The sequence below is a fragment of the Rhodanobacter sp. sgz306013 genome, assembly GCF_057031145.1.
In genome coordinates, this window is the sequence record NZ_JBXCIJ010000004.1 from 590,753 (window position 1) to 613,353 (window position 22,601).

Here is a 22,601-nt window from a genome sequence, read left to right on the forward strand (position 1 = left end):
GGGCCGGCGGCCGGATGCGCCGGGCGGCGGTCAGCGCAGCGACTTCAGCCGGTATAGCGCGTCCAACGCCTCGCGCGGGCTCAGCGCGTCGGGGTCGATGGCGTCCAGCGCATGCTCCACCGCCGATGGCGCGGGCGGCGCAAACAGCCCCAGTTGCGGCGAGGCGTCGGCAGTGGGCGCCGGCGTGACGGCATGCGCGAACATGCCGCGCTCCAGTTCCGCCAGCGTGCGGCGCGCGTCGGCGATCACCGCCTTCGGCAACCCGGCCAGCGCCGCCACCTGCAGGCCGAAGCTGCGGTTGGCGGGGCCGTCCTTCACCGCATGCATGAACACCAGTTGCTCGCCGTACTCCACGGCGTCCAGGTGCACGTTGGCGATACCGAGGTACTCGCCGGCGAGTTCGGTCAGTTCGAAGTAGTGGGTGGCGAACAGGGTGAAGGCCCGGCTCGCCGTGGCCAGGTGCACCGCCGCCGCCCGCGCCAGCGCCAGGCCGTCGTAGGTGCTGGTGCCGCGTCCCACCTCGTCCATCAGCACCAGGCTGTGCTCGGTGGCGTTGTGCAGGATGTTGGCGGTCTCGCTCATCTCCACCATAAAGGTGGATTGGCCGCGCGAGAGGTCGTCGCCGGCGCCGATGCGGGTGAAGATGCGGTCGACCGGTCCGATCACGGCGCGGCTGGCCGGCACGTAGCTGCCGATGTGGGCGAGCAGCACGATCAGCGCGTTCTGCCGCATGTAGGTGGATTTGCCGCCCATGTTCGGGCCGGTGATCACCAGCATGCGGCGGGTGTCGTCCAGCATCAGGTCGTTCGGCTCGAACGGTTCCTCGCGCACCTTTTCCACCACCGGATGGCGGCCGCGTTCGATGGCGATGCCGGCTTCGTCGGCGAGTTCGGGCGCGCTCCAGTCCAGTGTCCCGGCGCGCTCGGCGAGGGTGGCCAGCACGTCGAGTTCGGCGATGGCGGCGGCGGCCTGCTTCAGCGGCTCGAGCTTTTCGGTGAGCGTATCCAGCAGTGCCTCGTACAGCGCGCGCTCGCGCATCAGCGAGCGCTCCTTCGCGCTGAGCACCTTGTCCTCGAACTGTTTGAGCTCTTCGGTGATGTAGCGCTCGGCGTTCTTTGTGGTCTGGCGGCGCGTGTAGTGGGTCGGCGCCTTGTCCGATTGCGCCTTGCTGATCTCGATGTAGTAGCCGTGCACGCGGTTGTAGCCCACCTTGAGCGTAGAAATGCCGCTGGCGGCCTTCTCGCGTTCCTCCAGTTCGACAAGGTACTGGTCGGCGTGGGTGGAAAGCCGGCGCAACTCGTCCAACTCGGCGTCGTAGCCGTCGCTGATGACGCCGCCGTCGCGCTGTAGCACCGGCGGCTGCGGCACGATGGCGCGGGCGAGCAGGTCGGTGCTGTCGGCGTGGTCGCCGATGCGTTCGACCAGCGAGTGCAGCAGCGGGCTATCCAGATCTGCGATGCACTTGCGCAGTTTCGGCGCCGCCAGAAGACCATCGCGCAGCGTGGACAGATCGCGCGGCCGCGCCGAACGCAATGCCACGCGGGCAAGGATGCGCTCCAGGTCGCCGATGCCGCGCAATTGCTCACGCAGTGCTTCATAGCGGCGGTTGTCGATCAAGGCACCGATGGCCTGGTGGCGGCCGCGCAGCACCTCGCGCGAACGCAGCGGCCGGTTCAGCCAGCGGCGCAGCAGGCGCGCGCCCATCGGCGTCACGGTCTCGTCCAGCACGCCGAGCAAGGTATGTTCGGTGCGGCCGCTCGGGTGGGTGTCCAGTTCGAGGTTGCGGCGTGTCGCGGCATCCAGCGCGATGGTTTCGCTCGCCGATTCCACCGCCATGCCACTCAGGTGCGGCAGCGCGCTCTTCTGAGTTTCCTCAACGTAGCCGAGCAGGCAGCCGGCCGCGCCGATCGCCAGCGGCAGGCCGTCCACCCCGAAGCCGGCGAGGTCGCGCGTGCCGAAGAAGCGGTTGAGTTCGCGACGTGCCGCATCGGTCTCGAAATGCCACGGTGGCCGCTTGCGCAGACCGGGCAGTGCGGCGACCAGTTTCGGCCAGGCCGCGCTTTCGTCCACGAGGGTCTCGGCGGGCTGCAGGCGCGCGAGTTCCGCCGCCAGCGCCTCGGCGTGCGGCACCTCGCTGAGCAGGAAGCGGCCGCTGGAGAGGTCCACCCAGGCGAGGCCATAGCCTTCCTTCGCACCGGCACCGATCGCCAGCAGCAGGTTGTCGCGGCGCTCCTCCAGCAGCGCGGCGTCGGTGACCGTGCCCGGCGTAACCACGCGCACCACCTTGCGCTCGACGATGCCCTTGGCCAGCGCCGGGTCGCCGATCTGTTCGCAGATCGCCACCGATTCGCCCAGCCGCACCAGTTTTGCCAGGTAGTTCTCCACCGCGTGGTAGGGCACGCCCGCCATCGGGATCGGAGCGCCTGCCGACTGCCCGCGCTGGGTCAGCGTGATGTCCAGCAGCCGTGCCGCCTTGCGCGCGTCGTCGTAGAACAGCTCGTAGAAATCGCCCATGCGGAAGAACAGCAGCACGTCGGGATGCGCCGCCTTGGCGGTGAGGTACTGGCGCATCAGGGGCGTGTGCAGGGAGAGATCGTCGTGGGTCATGCGTGGCTGCGCGCGGGTGGAACAGGATGGCCGATCCGCGTTAACGTGCCGGCTTCTAAGGTCGGGAGTCTCGCATGGAGTCGTCGTCTGTTCCTACCGATGCCGAATTGCACGTGCTGGCGCGGGCAGTGGCGGAGGAGACGCTGCGCCACCGCCTGATGCTGGTCACGGCCGAATCCTGCACCGGCGGCTGGATCGCCAAGACGCTCACCGACTTGCCGGGCAGTTCGGCGTGGTTCGACGCCGGCGTGGTCACCTACAGCTACGAGGCGAAGCAGGCGTTGCTCGGCGTGGACCCGCGCACGCTGGAACACACCGGCGCGGTGAGCGAGGAGACCGTGCTGGAGATGGTCTCCGGTGCGCTGGCCCGCTTCGGTGCCGGCGTGGCGGTGGCGGTCACCGGGATCGCCGGCCCCAGTGGCGGCACGCCGGGCAAGCCGGTGGGCACTGTGTGGATCGGCTGGAAGCGCCGCGGCGGCTACGCCCACGCGCAGCTGTTCCATTTCGCCGGCGACCGCGAGGCGGTGCGTCGGCAGACCGTGGCCGCGGCCCTCGCCGGCCTGCGGAAAACCCTGACGGAATGAGGCGCCACCGGCCGGCCGGGTGGCTTGACCGCTGTGGGATACTCGGGGTTCGTCGCTGATCGCAGCCCGTGAGACGCGAGCCGGGCATCATGCCCTCCAATCACAGCCCAACCGGAACCAAGACGATGGATGACAACAAGCGCAAGGCGCTCGCCTCCGCCCTCGGCCAGATTGAAAAGCAGTTCGGCAAGGGGGCCGTGATGCGCATGGGCGATCGCACCAACGAGGCGATCGAGACCGTGTCCACCGGTTCGCTGGGCCTGGACATCGCGTTGGGCGTGGGCGGCCTGCCGCGCGGCCGCGTGATCGAGATCTACGGCCCGGAATCCTCGGGCAAGACCACGCTCACCCTGCAGGTGATCGCGAACTGCCAGAAAAACGGCGGCACCGCGGCCTTCGTCGATGCCGAGCACGCGCTCGATCCCAGCTACGCCGCCAAGCTCGGCGTGAACGTGGACGATCTGCTGGTCTCGCAGCCCGACACCGGCGAGCAGGCGCTGGAGATCGCCGACATGCTGGTGCGCTCCGGCGCAGTGGACGTGGTAGTGGTGGACTCGGTGGCCGCGCTCACCCCCAAGGCAGAAATCGAGGGCGAGATGGGAGACTCCCACGTCGGCCTGCACGCCCGCCTGATGAGCCAGGCGCTGCGCAAGCTCACCGCCAACATCAAGAAGTCGAACTGCCTGGTGATCTTCATCAACCAGATCCGCATGAAGATCGGCGTGATGTTCGGCAGCCCCGAGACCACCACCGGCGGCAACGCGCTGAAGTTCTATGCCTCGGTGCGCCTGGATATCCGCCGCATCGGCGCGGTGAAGAAGGGCGAGGAAGTCATCGGTTCGGAAACCCGCGTCAAGGTGGTGAAGAACAAGGTGGCGCCGCCGTTCCGCCAGGCAGAGTTCGAGATCCTCTACGGCGAGGGCACCTCGCGCGAAGGCGAGATCATCGAGCTGGGCGTGGCGCAGAACCTGATCGACAAGTCCGGCGCCTGGTACAGCTACAAGGGCGACCGCATCGGCCAGGGCAAGGAAAACGTGCGTCAATTCCTGCGCGACAACCCCGCCGTTGCCAACGAGATCGACAGCGAGCTGCGCGCCCGCCTGCTGGTGGGCGGCGCCGGCAAGGCCGCCCCGGCGTCCGAGGAAGCGCTGGAAGAGGCGTGACAGTCCGCCGCTCCATTCCCTTCCCTGTGCGCAGGGGAGGGTTGAAGTGGAGCAGGGCTTCTGCATGAAACGCCGCGACGACGACTCCGGCAAACCCCGCCCCGGCGCCTACGACAAGGCGCTTGGGCTGCTCGCGCGCCGCGAGCAATCGAAGCGCGAGCTGCGCCGCAAGCTCGACCGGGGCGGCTACGCCGCCAACGAAGCCGATGAAGCCGTGGCCAGGCTCAGCGAGCAGCACTACCAGGACGACGAACGCTTTGCCGGGATGCTCCTGCGCAACCGCGCCGCGCAAGGCTACGGCCCCTTGCGCATCCGCATGGAACTGAAAACCCACGGCCTTGCGGATGCGACCGTCCGTCGCCTGCTCGACGAGGCCGAAGTGGATTGGGGCGCCAGCGCCGCCGCCCAGTTGCGTCGCCGTTACGGCGGCAAGCCCGCCACGGATCGCGTCGAGCAGGGCAAACGGGCACAATTCCTCCTGCGCCGCGGCTTTGCCGCCGCCACGGTAAGATACGCAACCCACGCCGAAGTGGACGAGGCCGACGAGGAAGACTGATCGCGGCGGAGTAGCGGCGTGCCTCCCGCAGCCATCGCCGCCACGCATGAAAACCGCCGACATCCGCTCCGCCTTCCTCGACTTCTTCCGCGCGAAGGGTCACACCATCGTGCCGTCCGCCTCGCTGGTGCCCGCCAGCGATCCGACCCTGTTGTTCACCAACTCGGGCATGGTGCCGTTCAAGAACGTGTTCCTGGGCAGCGAAAAGCTGCCCTACGTGCGTGCGGCCGACGTGCAGCGCTGCCTGCGTGCCGGCGGCAAGCACAACGACCTGGACCAGGTGGGCTACACCGCCCGCCACCACACGTTCTTCGAGATGCTGGGCAACTGGTCGTTCGGCGACTACTTCAAGCGCGAGGCGATCACCTGGGCGTGGGAGCTGCTGACCGGCGTGTTCAAGCTGCCGGCCGATAGGCTGTGGGTCACCGTCTACCACACCGACGACGAAGCCTTCGATATCTGGCACCAGCAGGTCGGCGTGCCGGTCGAGCGCATCGTGCGCATCGGCGACAACAAGGGCGCACCGTTCGCCTCGGACAACTTCTGGCAGATGGCCGACACCGGCCCTTGCGGCCCCTGCACCGAGATCTTCTACGACCACGGCCCCGGCGTGGCCGGCGGCCCGCCCGGCTCGCCCGACGAGGATGGCGACCGCTACATCGAGATCTGGAACCTGGTGTTCATGCAGTTCGACCGCGCGCCGGACGGCACGCTGTCGCCGCTGCCCGCGCCTTGCGTGGATACCGGCATGGGCCTGGAGCGCCTTGCCGCCGTGCTGCAGCACGTGCATTCCAACTACGAGATCGACCTGTTCCGGCACCTTGTCGAGGTGGCGGCCGGGCTCACCGCCACGAAGGACCTCGCCAACCAGTCGCTGCGGGTGATCGCCGACCACGTGCGCGCCTGCTCGTTCCTGATCGTCGACGGCGTGCTGCCCTCCAACGAAGGCCGCGGCTACGTGCTCCGCCGCATCATCCGCCGCGCTTTGCGCCATGGTTGGATGCTGGGGGTGCGCGGCGATTTCTTCTGGAAGATGGTGCAGCCGCTGGTCGAGGAGATGGGCGAGGCCTATCCCGACCTGAAACAGAAGCAGGGTTTCGTGGAAGATGCGCTGCGCACCGAGGAGCAGCGCTTCGGCGAGACGCTGGAGCACGGCATGCGCGTGTTCGACGAGGTGACCGGCAGGCTTGCCGGCAAGACCATCGCGGGGGAGGACGCGTTCCGCCTCTACGACACCTACGGCTTCCCGGTCGATCTCACCGCCGACATCGCGCGCGAGCGCGGCCTCGCCGTGGACATGGCCGGCTTCGAGGAGGCCATGAACGAGCAGCGCGAGCGTGCCCGCGCCGCGGGCAAGTTCGAGGCCAGGGGCCAGATGCCGGCGGAGCTCGCCAGCCAGCTCGCGCCCACCGCGTTCCTCGGTTACGAGGCGCTGGCGGCGACCGGCTGCAAAGTGCTGGGCATCGTGCGCGACGGCCGCGAGGTGCCGCAGCTCGGCGAGGGCGAGCAGGGCTACGTGATCCTCGAACGCACGCCGTTCTACGCCGAGTCCGGCGGCCAGGTGGGTGACACCGGCACGCTGTCCGACGGTGCGGGTCGCTTCGCCGTGGCCGACACGCTGAAGATGGGCGGCGTGTTCTTCGGCCATGCCGGCACCTGGCATGGTGCGCAGCCGCTGAAGTCCGGCGACGTGGTGGATGCGCAGGTCGACGCCGCGCGCCGCCAGGCCATCGTGCTCAACCATTCCGCCACCCACCTGTTGCACGCTGCGCTGCGCAAGGTGCTGGGCACCCACGTCACCCAGAAGGGTTCATTGGTGGCGCCCGATCGCCTGCGCTTCGACTTCGCCCACCACAAGCCGGTGAGCCGCGAGGAGCTGGCCGAAGTGGAGGCCATGGTGAACGCCGAGGTGCGCCGCAACGCGCAGGCCGACGTGCGCCACATGGCTTACGACGACGCGATCGCCTTCGGCGCAATGGCGCTGTTCGGCGAGAAGTACGGCGACGAGGTGCGCGTACTGAAGATGGGCGATTTCTCGACGGAACTCTGCGGCGGCACCCACGTGGTCCGCACCGGCGACATCGGCCTGTTCAAGATCGTCGCCGAGTCCGGTGTGGCCTCCGGCGTGCGCCGCATCGAGGCGGTCACCGGCGCCGGTGCGCTGGCCTACGTGGCCGGCGAGGAGCGTCGCCTTGGCGAGCTGTCGCAGCTGCTTTCCAGCGCCGGCGACGACGCCGTCGACAAGCTGCGCCAGCTGTTCGACAAGCAGAAGAAGCTGGAACGCGAACTGGAATCGCTGCGCGCGAAGGCCGCCGGCAACGCCACCGCCGAACTGGCCGGCAGCGCGCACGACGTGGACGGCATCAAGATGGTCGCCGCGCGCCTGGAAGGGCTGGATGCCAAGGCGTTGCGCGACAGCGTGGACCAGCTCAAGCAGCAGCTGGGCGACTGCGTGATCCTGCTGGCGGGCGCCGCGGATGGCCGCGTATCGCTGATCGCTGGCGTGCACGGCCGTGCACTGGGCCGCGTCAAGGCGGGTGACGTGGTGTCGCATGTGGCGAAGCAGATCGACGGCAAGGGTGGCGGTCGCCCCGACATGGCGCAGGGCGGCGGCACGGACGCGCCCGAACTGGCAGCGATCCTGGCGGGCCTGCCGTCCTGGATTGCCGACCAGTTGTCGGCCCGAACCTGACGTCAACCACAATCCCTGCGACAGGCCATGCCTGTGCGCATTGCGCCGATGCGGGTTGCTCGCTAGTATCGACTGAATACCGATGGGCGCCTGCCGCGCATGACCAAGCGGTTGTCGCGACAGGTAGCTGGATGGAGAGCCGGGAAGGCGGTAGGGCCTTCGACGGGTCGATCGTCGAACCGCGGTGATGGACGCTCAGGGGTGAGGCACCGTCGCCGCGGTCTGGAACCAGGAATTAATGGAGTAGTAACCATGTTGATTCTGACCCGCAGGGTTGGCGAGACCCTGATGATCGGCGACGAGGTGACCGTCACCGTTCTGGGCGTGAAAGGCAACCAGGTGCGCATCGGCATCAACGCGCCGAAGAACGTTGCCGTGCATCGCGAGGAAATCTACCAGCGCATCAAGGGCGAGCACGAAGCGGGCGGCGGCTCCACCTCCGGCGGCGACGAGCACTGATCGCGGCATCCAGGCTTTACCTCAAGCCGGTCGGCGGTTATCCTTGCCGACCCTGCCGCAGCACCACAAATCCGGAGAGATGCCCGAGTGGCCGAAGGGGCTCCCCTGCTAAGGGAGTATAGGGTCAAAAGCCTTATCGAGGGTTCGAATCCCTCTCTCTCCGCCAGATACGCAAAACGCCCCCGAGTGGGGCGTTTTGCGTATCTGGCGGAGTAGAGAGGCGTGGACCGACCTAAGGGTGGCTCGCCGCATCCCGCGCTTCGCCCTCCGGGTCGTCGTGGCCTGCCTTGCCGCTCCCTCCGGTGCTCAATGCGCCACCTCGCCGCTCCCATGATCAAGCCTCACCCAGTCGATGGCTTCGAGCACATACGGAGCGAACAGAAAGTCCCTGATCCGGGTGATCCGGTTTTCCGCCCAGTCGATCTGGACGAAATGCGCGGGACGCTCCATCGGGCCGGAGCTGTCGAAGACCAGCATGACGGGTTGTCCTTCGACTGCGCCGAGGGCGAACCGCCATTTCGTCACTTCCGCATAACGGGTGAAATACGGAGCGACGTTGCCGCGTCCGTCCAGTTGCAGCCGGTTCACCAGTTCGAGCTTCACGTCGTCGGCGAGCATGGCGCGGATCGCATCGAAGTCGCCGCTCCGGAACAGATCCACGTAGGCGGCGATCTTCCCCCGGGCAGCATCGGACATCAGCGGCAGCAGGGCATCTTCGGGTGACTGCGCGAGTTGGCGCAGCGCGGCGCGCCCGCGCTGCAGCGCCGACTTGGCGGCTGCGGGAGAGCACTGGGCGATGCCTGCGATCTCGTCGACCGAGTGGCCAAGGACGTCCTTGAGGATCACCGCGCAGCGCTGGAGTTCGGGCAGCCGCAGGAACGTCTGGAAGCTGACCGCGACGATGTCCGCCTCGGGCATCGGTGTCGCCTCGATATCCTCGGTGGGTGGGACGACCGTGCCCCGCGATCGGACGCGCAGGAAATCGAGGCTCGCGTTGTGGGCTATGCGGAACAGCCAGCCTTCGAGGTTGTCCACCGCGGCGCCCTGGCTCCGGGCCTGCACGGCCTTGACCAGGGCGTCCTGCAATACGTCCTCGCCATCGATCGCCGATCCGGTCATGCGTGCGCAGTAGCGATGCAGGCGTGGCCGCAGCGCTTTCAGGTGATCCTCGAATGCGTCCGTGTTCATGCTGGAACCTGCTGTGTCGGTGCGAACTGGCGGCCCAGGGACGGGATGTCGGCGAGTATCCGCGCGAGGGCGGCCGGTTGCGACAGAAAGGGCGAGTGGCTGCTCTCCAGGGTATGGGTGGTCGTCTTGTTGCCGATGGCGGCGTCCATCGCCGCAATCATGTGATCCTGGCCGGTCAGGGGGACGGCGCAATCCTGCGTGCAGCGGATGTAGTGGCGCGGCACCGAGCCGAACCGCCCCCGGGTGACCGCCGATGGCGCTAACGCGCCAGCGTTCGATTCGTCGCAATGGAGCTGTGATGCGGCGTGCGTGAAATCCGCAGCGGTCACATCGTGGTAGAACGCGGCCTTGAGCAGCGCCCGGTAGGCGGGGTCGGTCGAACCGGGATGAATCCGGGTGGCGCCTAGGGTGGCGGGGTTGCCCACGAACAGCCGCGGCGCCAGTGCTGAAGACAGCGTTTCGTGCTGGAGCATTTCGAGCAGGGTCATGCCGTTTGGCACCATGAAGCCGGCGAGGTACACCACCGCGTGCAGCAGCGCCGGCACCTGCTCGGCTACCGCCGAAATCGTCATGCCGCCGGCCGAATGCCCGACCAGCACGACCTTGCCCCGCGAGGCGGCCTCCTTCACCAGTGCGACGACCGCCTGTGTCCGCTGCTCTTGCGTCACGCCGGCGTTTGGCGACCGCTCGGTGGCGAACGCGACGGGGTCGAACGGCGTGCGATCCACCGATATCGGCGCGACTGCATGAGCCCCGGCACCGGGGAGATCCAGCGTCAGGGCCTCGAAGCCGCCGGCTTCGAGCAGGGGTGCAACGCGGCCCCACGCCGATCGGTTGTGCCAACCGCCGTGGACCAGGACAAAAACCGTCTTGCTTGCCGACATGGATGGGCTCTCCTGGTTTGTTGCCGTCGCGGGGTTGCTCAAACGTCCCTGCTGGCGAAAAGAAACATCTGGACACCCGAGTCGTCGGGGGCGAAAAGCCGGCGATCCGCCCCGGCGGCCCGCCCCTCCGGGCTTGCGAATGCCTTTTCGATCGCCGCGAGGTCGTCGAAATGCAGGGTACCTATCCGGTGGACGCTGGAAGCGCCCACCGGCGTCGCGATGCGGCCGTCGCTCACCTCGTATCTCCTCAGGCCTGGAATCTTCCAGGCGAGCGGCACGTGGACATCGAAGTAATGGCGGTCGAACGCCTCGGCGTCCTTCGGTGTACGGTAGATCACCAACATCCTGGCCACGGCGGCTCTCCTCGTTGGCTTGCGTGACGCGGGTTCTGGCAGGCGCGTTCAACGGGCTTCGTTCGCCACCGTCGAGCCGATGACCGAATCCAGGCTCGCCAGCTCGGCGATCTTCGGGAAGTAGGCCTTCATGCGCGGATCGTTGCGCATGGCCTCGACGGCGGCGGGGCTCTCCCATTCGGAGTAAATCACGACGCAGGCCCCATCCGCGGCTGCGATCAGCCGGGTCGTCCTCCAGCCGTGGAGCGTGCGGATCACGCTATCGATGTTCTGTTTCAGGATCGCGATCAGTGCCTGCTGCTTGCCGGGTTCGGTCTTCAGCAGGTTGATCAGGACAACGGATTTGTCGGACATGGCATGCCTCCTTCTGTTGGGGACACACCAAGGACGATCCGGGGGCCGGAAACGGATCGCGACGCGGCCACTTTTTGAAAGGATCCGATTTGCTCCCTCATCCCGCCGGTGCCGCGATGCGGCATGCAGGCGGTCCCAGGAGTGCTGAGGCCGGCGCGCGGGTGAGAGAATTTGCGAAACCGCGGGCCAGGGCACGCCAGCGGGGTGGCTGCAGTGACTTGGGTCATGGATGCGCGACCGCATGGCGGCGACGATGGCCACGGTCGCCAGCCCTGGCGGCGAGCATCTACTATCCGCGCATGTCCGAACCGACCCACCCCGTTTTCCGCCCGGCCACCCCGGCCGACGTCCCCGCCATCGTGGCCCTGGTCGAATCCGCCTACCGCGGCGATTCCGGCCGCCGCGGCTGGACCACCGAATCCGACCTGCTGGACGGCCAGCGCACCGACGCCGCCGGCGTCTCGGCACTGCTTGACCAGCCCGGCAGCATGCTCCTGCTGGCCGAGCGCGACGGCGTGCTGCTGGCCAGCTGCCACATCGAGCGGCGTGGCGATTCCGGCTACTTCGGCATGTTCGCGGTCGATCCGGCACAGCAGGGCGGCGGCCTCGGCAAGGCGATGCTGGCCGAGGCCGAACGCATCGTGCGCGAGTCGTGGCAGTGCCGCGCGATGCACATGACGGTGATCGTGCAGCGTGCGGAGCTGATCGCCTGGTACGAGCGCCGCGGCTATCGCCGCACCGGCGAATACCAGCCGTTCCCCTACGGCGACGAGCGTTTCGGCATACCGCGCCGCGACGATCTTCGCTTCGAGGTGTTGCGCAAGGAACTCGCCGGGGTGCCGGCATGAGCCTGGCGGGCGAGGGTTGGGTGCGCGTCGGCACGCGCAGCGAAGTGTTGCCGGGCGAGTTCAAGGTGGTGTTCGATGGCGACACGCCGATCGCGGTGTACAACATCGATGGTGACCTCTACGCGATCGAGGATGTCTGCACCCACGACGGTGGCGACCTCGCCGGTGGCGAGGTACTCGGCTTCGAGGTGGAGTGCCCGCGCCACGGCGCGCGCTTCGACCTGCGCAGCGGCGCGGTGACGCGTCCGCCCGCGGTGGAGCCGGTGGCCAGCTTCCCGGTGCGCGAGGAAGAGGGCGCGATCTGGACCCGCGACGACCGTTGACGGCCGCGGCCTCGCCATGATGCGTGGTCCGGCGAAGGGGAAGCGATGAAACATGCGTGGCGTATGGTGCCGGCGTTCGCGATCCTGTGGCTGCTTTACCAGTCCGCCGAGGGCGTGGGTACACACTGGCTGCACAACACGCTGGTGCGCGATGTGCTGATGACGGCCAGCGTATTGGCGGCGTGGCCGTTGTCGCTCTGGCTGGGCTGGCGCGGCTTTGGCGCGTATGCGCTGGACGGCGGTGGATGGCGGTGGTTGCCGGTCGGTTTGCTGCTGACCGTGCTGGCGAAGTTCGGCGCGGTGTGGCTGGGGCTGCGGCTTGGCGTGTACGTGCCGGATGCGCAGACGCCTGCGGATGCGCCGGTCAGCCTGTTGCCGGCCCTGCCGATGCTGTTGCTCGCCACTTTCGTGCCCTCGCTGGCCGAGGACATTCTCACGCGCGGTTTCTGGTATCGCGCAACCGGCATCCGCTGGCGCAGCGGCATGCTGTTCGTGCCCGTCTCCGCCGGGATCTTCGTGCTCAATCACATCTACCGGCTGGGCAACGGGCCAATGGAATGGCTGCTGCTGTTCGCCTTCGGCTTGCCTTACGCGGCGGCGTTGTGGCGCAGTGGCAGCCTGTGGGCGGCACTGGGGTTGCACTGGGGCTGGAATCTGGGCAACGGCCTGCAGGCGGCGCTGGTGCCGGTGGAACTGCGCGACGCCCACGGTGGCGCCGGTCTCTCCATCGTGGCGCATCTGGTGATGTTGGCCGTGGTACTGCGGGTGCCGCGGCGGCCGTCAAAAATGGTAGACGAAGGCCAGTGATTCGGTGAGCTGGCTGCGCGAGCCGTACTGGCGCACCAGCGGGCTGGCGGCAGCGTTGCCGAGCAGGTAGCCGTATTCCAGCGAGGCGGCCAGGCCGGTGTGCTTGCTGGTCGGCACGAACAGGTCGTACTCCAGCGTGGCGAGCTGGCTGCCGCCGCCCGGCTGCCATACCGGCACGCCCAGTGCCTGCGCCGAGCCAGGCGTGACACCGAAGAAGCGCCGCATCGCTGCGCCGTTCATCGATTGCCAGCGCAAACGCAGCGACTGTTCCAGCAGGCCCAGCTTGGGCGGGTCCCACTCCGCATAGAACTCCAGGTAGGCGCCGGCGCCACTGACGTCGTGGCTGAGGTGCATGCCGGCGTCGAGTTGCGGGTTGAAGTCCCACTCCAGATAGCCGCCGCCGGTGGCGCGCGACGCCAGCGAGGGGATTTTGCCGGCCAGCGCGTGGAGGTCGTCGCGGTCGCGGCCCCACTGGAAATTGCCATAGAGACCGCCGTGCAGGTGCGCGTCACGGATCAGGTCCCACTGCAAGCCGTCGTCGGTGGACAAACTGAAGCCGTACTGCGGCAAGTCGATGTCCACAAACGGGATCGGGTCGTCGCGGTGGGTGCGTGCACCGGCCCAGCCGGGCATGCGCTGCATGCCGGCACCGACTGCCAGCATCGTCGTGTCGCCGGTGTCGGCCATGGCTGAGAATGGCAAAGACAGACACAACAGGGCGGGCAGCAGGCGCGAACGGGCGAAGGGCATCGGGCGGGAGCAACGAGGGAACCGGGTCAGCTTAACGGTCGTCCGCCCGTCCGGTTGTCAAAGGCCGGATGTGCGCTCAGCCGCGGTTTGGTTCGCGCCCCGCTGGCGGTCAGGGGGAAAGGGCGCCGAAAGGCAGCTTGCCTACCGTGGCATCCATGACTGCTGTGAGTGCGCCACTGATGCCCGTTTCCGGCTGGACCATCCTCTGCGATTTCGACGGCACCATCTCCGTCGAAGACGTGATCGACTCGCTGCTCGACCGTTTTGGCCGCCCGGGCTGGGAAGTGCTGGAGCAGGACTGGCGCGCCGGTCGCATCGGCTCGCGCGAGTGCATGGCCGGCCAGGTCGAACTGCTGCAGATGACCCGCGCCGAGCTGGACGAGCACCTGCGCGAGCTGTGGATCGACCATGCCTTCCCGGGCTTCGTGGCGAAGGCCCGCGAGCTCAACGTGCCGATCCGCATCGTCAGCGACGGCCTCGATTACGCGATCCACCAGATCCTCGGCCGCTACGGCCTGGACGACCTGCCGCTGGCAGCCAACCACCTGGCGCCGGCCACGCCGCCGAAGCAGTGGCAGCTCACCTCGCCATTCCAGGCCGAGGGCTGCCGCAGCGGCACCTGCAAGTGCGCCTGCGTGGCGCAGGCCCGCACCACGGGCGCGAAGACCCTGCTGATCGGCGACGGTGCATCGGACTTCTGCGCCGCCGACCGTGTGGACTTCGTGTTCGCCAAGCACCGCCTGATCGAGCACTGCCGCGCCGCCGGCATCCCCTACATGCCGATCACCGGCTTCGAGGATGCGCTGGAATACCTGCCGCGCCTGCTCGACGGCACGCTGGCGCAGCACGCGCGCTATCACGAGGCGGCAGCGGCCTGAGCGGCCTCCCCGCCGGTTTGACCGGAACTCCCTAATACCCTCCGCAACCGTTCCCCCGGAACCCGACCCATGATCATCGACAAGAACGCCGTCGGTTTCATCGACGACGCGCAACTGCTCGCCGACGAGGCCAAGTACAGCTCCTTCGGCGACACCGTGCATTACGTGGACCCGCCGAAGATCTTCCGCCACGGCGAAGGCAGCTACATGTACGACACGGCCGGCACGCCGTTCCTCGATCTGCAGATGTGGTACTCGGCGGTCAACTTCGGCTACGGCAACAAGCGCCTCAACGATGCGCTGAAGAGGCAGATCGACGTGCTGCCGCAGGTAGCCAGCCAGTACCTGCACCAGACCCGCATCGAGCTGGCCAAGACCATCGCGCTGGATGCGAAGAAGAAGTTCGGCCTCGACGGCCGCGTGCACTTCAACGTGGGCGGCGCGCAGGCGATCGAGGATTCGCTCAAGCTGGTGCGCAACTTCAAGAACGGCAAGAGCCTGATGTTCGCCTTCGAGGGCGGCTACCACGGCCGCACCCTGGGCGCCTCGTCGATCACCTCCAGCTACCGCTACCGCCGCCGCTTCGGCCACTTCGGCGAACGCGCGATGTTCCTGCCGTTCCCGTATCCGTTCCGCCGCCCCAAGGGGATGACCGCGGAAGAGTATTCCGACAGCTGCGTACGCCAGTTCGAGCGCCTGTTCGAGACCGAATACAACGGCGTGTGGGACCCCAAGACCAACCAGTGCGAATACGCCGCGTTCTACGTCGAGCCGATCCAGGGCACCGGTGGCTACGTCGTCCCGCCGATGGGCTTCTTCAAGGGCCTGAAGAAGGTGCTCGACCAGTACGGCATCCTGATGGTGTCCGACGAGATCCAGATGGGCTTCTGGCGCACTGGCAAGCTGTGGTCGATCGAGAACTTCGGCGTGACGCCGGACATCGTAGTGTTCGGCAAGGCGCTCACCAACGGCCTCAATCCGCTGTCCGGCCTGTGGGCACGCGAGGAGCTGATCAACCCGACCATCTTCCCGCCGGGCTCCACCCACTCCACGTTCAACTCCAACCCGCTGGGTACCTCGCTGGGCCTGGAAGTGATCAAGATGGGCTACGAGCTGGACTACGAGACCAGCGTGCCGAAGAAGGGCGCGCACTTCCTCGAAGGCCTGCGCGAGCTGCAGAAGAAGCACAAGGAAATCGGCGACGTCGACGGCCTCGGCCTGGCGCTGCGCGCCGAAATCTGCACCGACGACGGCTTCACCCCGAACAAGGCGCTGCTCGACAAGATGGTCGACATCGGCCTGGCCGGCGACCTGGAACACAACGGCAAGAAGATCGGCCTCGTGCTCGACGTGGGCGGCTGGTACAAGAACGTGATCACCTTCGCGCCGTCGCTGGACATCACGCACGAGGAGATTGATCTGGCGATGTCGTTGCTGGATCAGCTGCTGACGAAGGCGAAGAAGGGCTGATAGCCAGTCGCACGCTGCAACGAAAGGCCCGACGGGAAACCGCCGGGCCTTTTGCTTTTCTCCCTCGCCCCTTTGGGGAGAGGTTGGGAGCTCGCGACAGCCTTTTTCTTTCCTCGCTCGCTCGCGGGAGAGGGGGAGTGCCTGCGCGAGCGACAAAGCGATTTCGTGCGCCTGCCTGCGCCCGAGCTACTTCTCTTTTGCTTGTCCAAAAGAGAAGTAGCCAAGAGAAAACGACACCCCGGTTGGCGCTTGCCGGGCATCCATGCCCGGCAAGTCCGTGAGGTGGGGCCGGGCTTTTCGAGCGGGCTCCTGCCCGCGCGAAAAGGCGTTGCCGTCTATGGCAACGCCCGCTGCGCGGCCTTTTCGTCCCCACCTCACCGCCGCCCAAGGGCCCTGGAAAAGCAGGCGCGCATCCTGCGCACCAGAGGCCAAGGCAAAGGCCCTGCTGTGCGTATTTCAGAGGCGCATCGCATTGCCGGTTGATGCTCGAAGCCAGGCTCTGCCGCGGAGCGGCGCAGATTTGGATGGGTAGTCCGACGTCCCCCATTGGCGAGCGCTTGTTTCGCATGTCGAGCGGTATGTGCGTGCGTTGCCTCGACGGAAGCAATGTGTCTGCATTTGGTTCCTGGCGAGCAGGATGCGCGCCTGCTCTTCGGGGCCCCTCGGCGGCGGTGAGGCGTGGACGATCAGGCCGCGCAGCGGGCATCGCCAGGGAGGGCGATGCCTTTTCGACCGGGCAGGAGGCCCGGCCGAAAAGTCCGGCCGCGACTCGCGGACTTTCCGGCCATGGAAGGACGGAAAGCGACGCTGCGGGGTGCCGTTTCTCTTTGGCTACTTTCTCTTTGGGCACGCAAAGAGAAAGTAGCTCGGGCGCCCGTAGGGCGCCCGAAACCGCTTTGATAGCTCAGTGGAATCCTTCGACTCCGGCCCTGCAGGCCTACGCTCAGAGTGAACGGGCGCCGGGGTTACGGCGCCCGCTTCAACGCCAATACGGCGTTCAACCCGCCAAACGCGAACGAGTTGCTGAGCACCGCCCGCACCGGCATCGCGCGCGCGGTGTTCGGCACGTAGTCGAGGTCGCAGGCGGGATCGACCTTGTCCAGGTTCGCGGTGGGCGGCACCACGTTCTCGCGCAGGGCGCCGATCGCGGCCACGAGTTCCAGCGCGCCGGAGGCGCCCAGTGCGTGGCCGTGCATGGACTTGGTGGAGGTCACCGCGAGGCGGTTGGCGTGCTCGCCGAAGGCGAGGCGGATGGCGCGGGTTTCGGTGACGTCGTTGGCCTGGGTGCCGGTGCCGTGGGCGTTGATGTAGTCGACGTCTTCCGGGTTCAGTCCGGCTTCTTCCATTGCCTGGCGCATCGACGTCGCGGCGCCTTCGGCGCTGGGCATCACGATATCGCTGGCGTCGGCGCTCATGCCGGTGCCGGCGAGTTCGGCGAGGATGGTGGCGCCACGCGCGCGGGCGTGCTCCAGCGACTCCAGCACGAAGATGCCGGCGCCTTCGCCCAGCACGAGGCCGCGGCGATTCGCGCTGAACGGCCGGCAGGTGTCGTCGGACAGCACGCGCATCGCTTCCCATGCACGCAGCGCGCCGTAGCTGAGGCAGGCCTCGGTGCCGCCGGTGACGGCCACCTCGGTCATGCCGAAGCGGATCATCTGCGCCGCCTGGATGATGGCGTGGTTGGCCGAGGCGCAGGCGCTGGCCACCGCGTAGGTGGGGCCGCGCAGGCCGTAGGCGATGCTGATCTGGCTGGCCGAGGCGTTGGTCATCAGCCGCACGATGGTGAGCGGATGGGTGCGGCTGGCCTTCTCGGCATAGAGGCGGCGGCTCTGCTCGTCCTGGGTGGTCTCGCCACCCACGCCGGTGCCCACCACCACGGCGGTGCGCCGGCCCAGGCCGTCGCGGGCGAAGTCGATGCCGGAGTGCGCGATCGCCTCGCGCGCCGCGTGCAGCGCGAATTCCGAGGTGCGGTCGAGCAGGGGCAGGGTGCGCTCGTCGATGCCGGTGGCCGGGTCGAAGCTTTCCGGCACCTGGGCGGCGATCTTCACGCGCAGCGTGTCGCTGTCGCGGTGGCGCAGCGGGCCGATCGCGCTGCGTCCCTCGCGCAGGCCCTGCCACAGCGCGCGGGCGCCCACGCCCAGCGGGCTGATCGCGCCCATGCCGGTGATCACCACCCGGCGTGTCTCGATGGTGGGCATTACTGGCCGCCTTCGCCCGCTGCAGCCTTCTCGTCCATCGCCTTCTGCACGGCTTCGACCAGGCTCTGTGCGGTATCGCTGTCGAAATTGGCACCCTGCTGCTCGGGGAAGTGGATGTCGAAGTGCTCCTCGATGTCGAAGATCAGCTCGATCGCCTCCAGCGAGGCGATGCCTAGGTCCTTCAGCGTGGATTCGGGCTTGACGCTCGCCACGTCGACCTTGGCCTGCTTGGCGATGATCTCGAACACTTGCTGCTGGGTCGTTCCGGTCATGACGGATCCTTGGTGGCAGGCGACAATGGGCGTGCCTGAACCGGCTGGGCCGGTGCAGGCTACCCCCATAGTCTAGGCAAACCCGCTTACTCATGCCTTTCATTTCGCAACTGGAACCGGACGCGCTGCTCACTGCGTTCATGGACGAGCCACCGATCGGCTTCACGGTGGCGCGTTCGCCGCAGGGCATGCCGGGCTTCGTGGCGCCGTTCGACCTGCTGACCACGGCCGATGACGCGTTGCGCCGCCGCCTGGCCGCACTGCCGCTGGCGCGCCACTGGCGCCGCCTGCTCACCTGGCGCACCCGCTTTGCCGGCACCACGGTGTCCGAGTACGCGCCGCTGCCCGCCGAGGTGGCGCCCGCGGCCCTGGCGAAGGGCCTGAAGGACGCCTGGGGGCGCGAGTGCCGGTTGTTGATCGTCAAGGACATCGCGCAGGATTCACCGCTCCTTGACGAGGCCGGCAACGCCCATGCGCGCGCCTTCGCCGCTGCCTGCGAGGCGGAGGGCTTCGTGCTGCTGGAAGGCCAGGCGCTGGCCTACGTGCCGGTCGACTTCGCCACGGAGGACGAGTACCTGGCCAGGCTCAGCTACAGCCGCCGAAAGAACCTCCGCCGCAAGCTGCGCGCGCGCGCGCAGCTCGACGTCGAGGTCGTGCGTACCGGCGACGCGCGTTTCCACGACGAGGCGACGCTGGCGGCGTATTACGCGCTGTTCGACGCCGTGTACGCGCAGAGCGAGATCCACTTCGACCGGCTGAGCCTGGACTTCTTCCGCCGCGTGCTGAGCGACGCCGCGAGCGGCGGCGTGCTGTTCGTCTACCGGCACGCGGGCGAGCTCGTCGGCTGGAACCTCTGCTATGAACACCGCGGCAAGCTGATCGACAAGTACGTCGGCTTCGCCTACCCCGCGGCGCGCGAGCACAACCTCTATTTCGTCAGCTGGATGCACAACCTGGGCTATGCGCGCGAGCGCGGCCTGACCCATTACGTGGCCGGCTGGACCGATCCCGAAGTGAAATCCTTCCTCGGCGCCAGCTTCACCTTCACCCGCCACGCGGTGTACGCGAGGAACCCCTTGTTGCGCGCGCTGTTGCGCAGGCTAGGCGGCCATTTCGAGAGCGACCGCCAGTGGCATGTCGCCTCGGAGAAAAACGATGAATGAATGTCACGCGGCGAGATGCGGCCAGATGAATCCCTCTCCCTCCGGGAGAGGGTGCCGGGAGGCGGGTGAGGGTGCGCCCGGAGCGCGGCGTTGCGGCCTTGCCGAACCCTCACCCCAACCCCTCTCCCATGGGAAGAGGGGCTGTGCCATGAGGTGCGCATGAACGCTCAGGCCCAACACCCCGTGGTGCTGGACATCGACGGCTCGGTGGGCGATCTGCCGAACCGCCTCGTGCTGCCTTTGGCCGATTGGCAGGAAGCGATCCGCTTCGGCTGCTCACTGGCCACGATGCGCCGCTTCCGTGCGTTGCTGGACGCGCAGCTGCCGGCGCAATACGGCACCGTGTTCACCGGCTCGGGCGATTTCCACCACCTGAGCTGGCCGCTGATCGCACGGCTGCAGCCCGCGGCTCCGATCCAGGTCGTGGTGCTGGACAACCACCCCGACAACATGCGCTTCCCGTTCGGGGTGCACTGCGGTTCCTGGGTGCGCCGCGTGGCCGCGCTGCCCTTCGTCGAACACGTCCACGTACTGGGCATCACCTCGCACGACATCGGCGCGGGCCACGCCTGGGAGAACTACCTCACGCCGCTGCTGCGCGGCAGGCTCAGCTACTGGAGCATGGGCGTGGATACCGGCTGGTCGCGCCGACTGGGCATCGCGCGCGCGTTCCATGGGTTCGACACGCCCGATGCGCTGGTCGACGCGTTCGTCGAGCAGCAGCGCATGCAGCGACGGCCGACCTACCTCACCATCGACAAGGATGCGTTCGCGCCCGAGGTGGCGCACACCAACTGGGACCAGGGACGCCTGCAACTCGACCACGCGCTGGCCCTGATCGGCAGCCTGCGCAACGGCCTGGCCGGTAGCGACATCAACGGCGAGGTCTCGCACTACCGCTACCGGGCGTGGTGGAAGCGCAAGCTCTCCGCGATGGACGAGCAGCCGGAGATCGATCCCGCCCAGCTCGCTGGCTGGCAGGCGCAGCAGCATGCGCTGAATCTCGAATTGCTGGACGCGATCGCCGCGCGCGGCTGACTCAGGCAGTGGCTTCCAGCACGCCGCAGATCGCGTCCATATCCGCATCCGCCAGCCATTCGCTGTTGCCTATGCTGAGGCTGCGCGCGGCGAGGTCGCGGGCGTTCGGCACGCCGGTCGAGGGCACGATGCCGTCGAGGTAGGCGTAGTCGGGCAGGGCGTGGATGAACAGGCGGCTGACGCCGTAGCCGGCTTGCCAGAGCTGGTCCAGCGCGGCATCGCGGCGGCGCGGGTCGGGCAGCAGCAGCATGAAGAACGGCCACGTGCCGTGCGCGCCGGTCGGATCGTCCAGCACGGTGACGCCGGGGAGTGCGCGCAGGCGTGGCAGGTAGTGCTGCGCGCGCGCGGTGCATTGCGCGATGAAGGCAGGCAGGCGCCGGGCGGCATGCGCGCCCACGGCCTGGCGCCAGCGGCCCACGGCGTGCAGGGGCAAGGGCAGGGAGAAGTCGTCGCCCACCGCGGCCACCGCATCGCCATCGCGCAGCGCGCGGCGCAGCGGATCGCCGTAGGCGAGGCGTAGGCCGCGTGGGCGGTACAGTGCGGCGTAACCCAGCAGTTCTGCGCTGCGGCGCAGTTCCCAGCCAGGCCGGTATGGCGCGATGCGCGCGGCGGTGTGCGCCAGTCGTTCGCGCAGCTCCGGGTCGCGCGCGGCCAGCAGGCCGCCTTCGTAGATGGAGAGGCCCTTGCCTGCGGCGAGGCTGAAGAAGCCGATGTCGCCGGCAAGGCCTACGCTGCTGCCGTCGCGGCGCGCGCCCAGCGCCTGGGCCGCGTCTTCGATCACGTAGGCGCCCACGTTGTTGGCCACGGCCAGCGCGTCGTCCACGTCGGCGACGCGGCCGGCGAGGTGCGTGGGCAGGATGGCCAGCGTGCGTTCGTCGCAGGCGACGCGCAGCGCGGCCGGGTCCATGTCGTAATGGCCCGGGCGCAGGTCGCACGGCACGGCTTCCAGCCCGGCCTGGTGCACGGCCAGCGGCACCAGTGGGCAGGTATAGGCGGGCATCACCACGCGGCGGCGCGCGGGTTTCAGTTCGCGCAGCGCGGCGAGCGCGACCAGCAGCGCCGCGGTGCCGGAACAGGTGAGTGCCAGCGGCGGCGTACCCAGTTGCGCGGCGATGTCTGCAGCCAGCGTGGCCCGCCCGGGCCGCAGATCCGCCAGCCTCAGCGGCAGGCCGGCAGTGGGGGGCAGTTCGTGGTGGCGACGGGGAAGCATGCGCGGCGGCGTGCAGGCTCAGGCCGGAGCCGGGCCCTCGTCCGCTTCCGGCGCATGCTCGCGGCTCTCGGCGAGACCGAGGCAGACGATGCCGGCGACGATGGCGACGGCACCCAGCACGCGCGGCAGGGTGAAGTGCTCGTCGAACAGCCACACCGAGAGCAGCATGACCGAGACCACCTCCAGGTGCGAGGCGGCGAAGGCGGGGCCGATCGGCGCATGCTTGAGCAGGCTCATCCAGGTGAAGAACGCGCCGACATAGCCGATCACGGCGCCGTATACCCACGGCGCGCCGAATACGCGCAGCACCCACGCCGCGTCCGCCGTCACCGGCAGCGCATGGGTGCCGGCATACTTGAAGCTGACCTGCGCCAGGGTATCGAAGCCCATCAGCAGCGCGAAGCCGATCAGGTAGAACCAGCCGCGCTTCATCCGGCTACTCCCACGATGGCCACGCCCAGGGTCACCAGCAGGATGCCGGCGGCGCGCAGGCGGGTGAGTTTCTCGCCGAACAGGAAGCGCCCGGCCACCATGATCGCCACGATGTTGATCGAGCCCAGCAGCACGCCCTCGGACAGTGGCACCAGCGAGAGGAAGGCGATCCACACCAGGAATTCGATCACGTAGCTGCCGATGCCGATCCACAGCCAGGGGCGCGACGCCATGTGTTTCCAGCGGGCCAGGCCGTCGCCGGCATCCCTGTCGCCGGCGGCGGCCTTGAACGCGAGCTGCCCGCCGGTGTCGAGCACCACGTTGAGTACCCACAGCAGCGCCACCAGCGGCGAGATCGAACCGGTGGGCACA

The 22,601-nt window shown here is 68.1% G+C and carries 23 protein-coding genes and 1 tRNA gene; 13 read left to right on the forward strand and 11 right to left on the reverse strand.

Annotated features, from left to right (window positions below):
- Window positions 1–30: 30 nt before the first annotated feature.
- Window positions 31–2,607: a DNA mismatch repair protein MutS gene (gene mutS, locus AC2EWF_RS15720; protein WP_483640311.1), complete on the reverse strand. Its 2,577-nt coding sequence runs from the start codon at window positions 2,605–2,607 to the stop codon at window positions 31–33.
- Window positions 2,608–2,681: 74 nt separating this feature from the next.
- Between mutS and AC2EWF_RS15725 the strand changes: the two genes are divergently transcribed.
- The 6 genes from AC2EWF_RS15725 to AC2EWF_RS15750 all read left to right on the forward strand — a co-directional run bounded on the left by AC2EWF_RS15725 (window position 2,682) and on the right by AC2EWF_RS15750 (window position 8,227).
- Complete coding sequence (locus AC2EWF_RS15725) at window positions 2,682–3,191, forward strand: CinA family protein (RefSeq protein ID WP_483640312.1); 510 nt, start codon at window positions 2,682–2,684, stop codon at window positions 3,189–3,191.
- A gap of 125 nt (window positions 3,192–3,316) precedes the next feature.
- On the forward strand, window positions 3,317–4,354 hold the full coding sequence (recA, locus tag AC2EWF_RS15730) for a recombinase RecA (RefSeq protein WP_483640313.1): 1,038 nt from the start codon (window positions 3,317–3,319) through the stop codon (window positions 4,352–4,354).
- 64 nt (window positions 4,355–4,418) lie between these two features.
- Complete coding sequence (locus tag AC2EWF_RS15735) at window positions 4,419–4,910, forward strand: regulatory protein RecX (protein WP_483640450.1); 492 nt, start codon at window positions 4,419–4,421, stop codon at window positions 4,908–4,910.
- Between the two features lie 46 nt (window positions 4,911–4,956).
- Window positions 4,957–7,602, forward strand: coding sequence for an alanine--tRNA ligase (gene alaS / locus AC2EWF_RS15740; RefSeq protein ID WP_483640314.1), 2,646 nt, complete (start codon window positions 4,957–4,959; stop codon window positions 7,600–7,602).
- A gap of 252 nt (window positions 7,603–7,854) precedes the next feature.
- Window positions 7,855–8,061 (forward strand): carbon storage regulator CsrA, encoded by a 207-nt coding sequence (csrA, locus tag AC2EWF_RS15745; protein WP_483640315.1) that lies wholly within the window; start codon window positions 7,855–7,857, stop codon window positions 8,059–8,061.
- A gap of 73 nt (window positions 8,062–8,134) precedes the next feature.
- Window positions 8,135–8,227: transfer RNA gene (locus AC2EWF_RS15750), tRNA-Ser, on the forward strand.
- A 140-nt stretch (window positions 8,228–8,367) separates the two neighbouring features.
- Here the strand turns inward: AC2EWF_RS15750 and AC2EWF_RS15755 are convergent.
- From AC2EWF_RS15755 to AC2EWF_RS15770, 4 genes are read right to left on the reverse strand one after another with little or no spacing between them, the layout of a single operon-like run.
- A complete protein-coding gene (locus AC2EWF_RS15755; protein WP_483640316.1) occupies window positions 8,368–9,249 on the reverse strand; it encodes a sigma-70 family RNA polymerase sigma factor in 882 nt (293 codons plus the stop codon).
- Window positions 9,246–10,133, reverse strand: a complete 888-nt coding sequence (locus tag AC2EWF_RS15760) for an alpha/beta fold hydrolase (RefSeq protein ID WP_483640317.1) — start codon at window positions 10,131–10,133, stop codon at window positions 9,246–9,248. The genes AC2EWF_RS15755 and AC2EWF_RS15760 overlap by 4 nt, the downstream gene beginning before the upstream one ends.
- Window positions 10,134–10,171: 38 nt before the next feature.
- Window positions 10,172–10,477 (reverse strand): EthD family reductase, encoded by a 306-nt coding sequence (locus AC2EWF_RS15765; RefSeq protein WP_483640451.1) that lies wholly within the window; start codon window positions 10,475–10,477, stop codon window positions 10,172–10,174.
- A 57-nt stretch (window positions 10,478–10,534) separates the two neighbouring features.
- Entirely contained in the window at window positions 10,535–10,840 is a 306-nt protein-coding gene (locus AC2EWF_RS15770) for a putative quinol monooxygenase (RefSeq protein ID WP_483640318.1), read from the reverse strand.
- Between the two features lie 299 nt (window positions 10,841–11,139).
- On the opposite strand from AC2EWF_RS15770, the gene AC2EWF_RS15775 reads away from it, so the two are divergent.
- Genes AC2EWF_RS15775 through AC2EWF_RS15785 form a run of 3 tightly spaced genes read left to right on the forward strand, consistent with a single transcriptional unit; the run spans window position 11,140 to window position 12,818 of the window.
- Complete coding sequence (locus AC2EWF_RS15775; RefSeq protein ID WP_483640319.1) at window positions 11,140–11,688, forward strand: GNAT family N-acetyltransferase; 549 nt, start codon at window positions 11,140–11,142, stop codon at window positions 11,686–11,688.
- Entirely contained in the window at window positions 11,685–12,011 is a 327-nt protein-coding gene (locus AC2EWF_RS15780; RefSeq protein ID WP_483640320.1) for a non-heme iron oxygenase ferredoxin subunit, read from the forward strand. Before AC2EWF_RS15775 ends, AC2EWF_RS15780 begins: the two co-directional genes overlap by 4 nt.
- A gap of 45 nt (window positions 12,012–12,056) precedes the next feature.
- The gene (locus AC2EWF_RS15785; protein WP_483640321.1) at window positions 12,057–12,818 is read left to right on the forward strand and encodes a CPBP family intramembrane glutamic endopeptidase; all 762 of its coding nucleotides are present in this window, start codon (window positions 12,057–12,059) and stop codon (window positions 12,816–12,818) included.
- Here the strand turns inward: AC2EWF_RS15785 and AC2EWF_RS15790 are convergent.
- Window positions 12,792–13,505, reverse strand: a complete 714-nt coding sequence (locus AC2EWF_RS15790) for a MipA/OmpV family protein (protein WP_483640322.1) — start codon at window positions 13,503–13,505, stop codon at window positions 12,792–12,794. The genes AC2EWF_RS15785 and AC2EWF_RS15790 overlap by 27 nt on opposite strands.
- A gap of 242 nt (window positions 13,506–13,747) precedes the next feature.
- On the opposite strand from AC2EWF_RS15790, the gene AC2EWF_RS15795 reads away from it, so the two are divergent.
- Both AC2EWF_RS15795 and AC2EWF_RS15800 read left to right on the forward strand, forming a co-directional pair.
- Complete coding sequence (locus AC2EWF_RS15795) at window positions 13,748–14,446, forward strand: MtnX-like HAD-IB family phosphatase (protein WP_483640452.1); 699 nt, start codon at window positions 13,748–13,750, stop codon at window positions 14,444–14,446.
- Between the two features lie 69 nt (window positions 14,447–14,515).
- A complete protein-coding gene (locus tag AC2EWF_RS15800) occupies window positions 14,516–15,916 on the forward strand; it encodes an aspartate aminotransferase family protein (RefSeq protein WP_483640323.1) in 1,401 nt (466 codons plus the stop codon).
- Window positions 15,917–16,881: 965 nt separating this feature from the next.
- Here AC2EWF_RS15800 and AC2EWF_RS15805 read toward each other — a convergent pair.
- On the reverse strand, window positions 16,882–18,114 hold the full coding sequence (locus AC2EWF_RS15805) for a beta-ketoacyl-[acyl-carrier-protein] synthase family protein (protein WP_483640324.1): 1,233 nt from the start codon (window positions 18,112–18,114) through the stop codon (window positions 16,882–16,884).
- The gene (locus AC2EWF_RS15810) at window positions 18,114–18,386 is read right to left on the reverse strand and encodes an acyl carrier protein (protein WP_483640325.1); all 273 of its coding nucleotides are present in this window, start codon (window positions 18,384–18,386) and stop codon (window positions 18,114–18,116) included. Before AC2EWF_RS15810 ends, AC2EWF_RS15805 begins: the two co-directional genes overlap by 1 nt.
- Before the next feature lie 92 nt (window positions 18,387–18,478).
- On the opposite strand from AC2EWF_RS15810, the gene AC2EWF_RS15815 reads away from it, so the two are divergent.
- Both AC2EWF_RS15815 and AC2EWF_RS15820 read left to right on the forward strand, forming a co-directional pair.
- On the forward strand, window positions 18,479–19,549 hold the full coding sequence (locus AC2EWF_RS15815; RefSeq protein WP_483640326.1) for a GNAT family N-acetyltransferase: 1,071 nt from the start codon (window positions 18,479–18,481) through the stop codon (window positions 19,547–19,549).
- Window positions 19,550–19,708: 159 nt separating this feature from the next.
- On the forward strand, window positions 19,709–20,587 hold the full coding sequence (locus tag AC2EWF_RS15820; RefSeq protein WP_483640327.1) for a hypothetical protein: 879 nt from the start codon (window positions 19,709–19,711) through the stop codon (window positions 20,585–20,587).
- Between the two features lies 1 nt (window position 20,588).
- Here the strand turns inward: AC2EWF_RS15820 and AC2EWF_RS15825 are convergent, their stop codons facing one another.
- From AC2EWF_RS15825 to AC2EWF_RS15835, 3 genes are read right to left on the reverse strand one after another with little or no spacing between them, the layout of a single operon-like run.
- Window positions 20,589–21,797, reverse strand: a complete 1,209-nt coding sequence (locus AC2EWF_RS15825; protein ID WP_483640328.1) for a DegT/DnrJ/EryC1/StrS family aminotransferase — start codon at window positions 21,795–21,797, stop codon at window positions 20,589–20,591.
- Window positions 21,798–21,815: 18 nt separating this feature from the next.
- Window positions 21,816–22,229, reverse strand: a complete 414-nt coding sequence (locus tag AC2EWF_RS15830; RefSeq protein WP_483640329.1) for a DMT family transporter — start codon at window positions 22,227–22,229, stop codon at window positions 21,816–21,818.
- On the reverse strand, window positions 22,226–22,600 hold the full coding sequence (locus AC2EWF_RS15835) for an EamA family transporter (protein WP_483640330.1): 375 nt from the start codon (window positions 22,598–22,600) through the stop codon (window positions 22,226–22,228). Before AC2EWF_RS15835 ends, AC2EWF_RS15830 begins: the two co-directional genes overlap by 4 nt.
- Window position 22,601 lies beyond the last annotated feature (1 nt).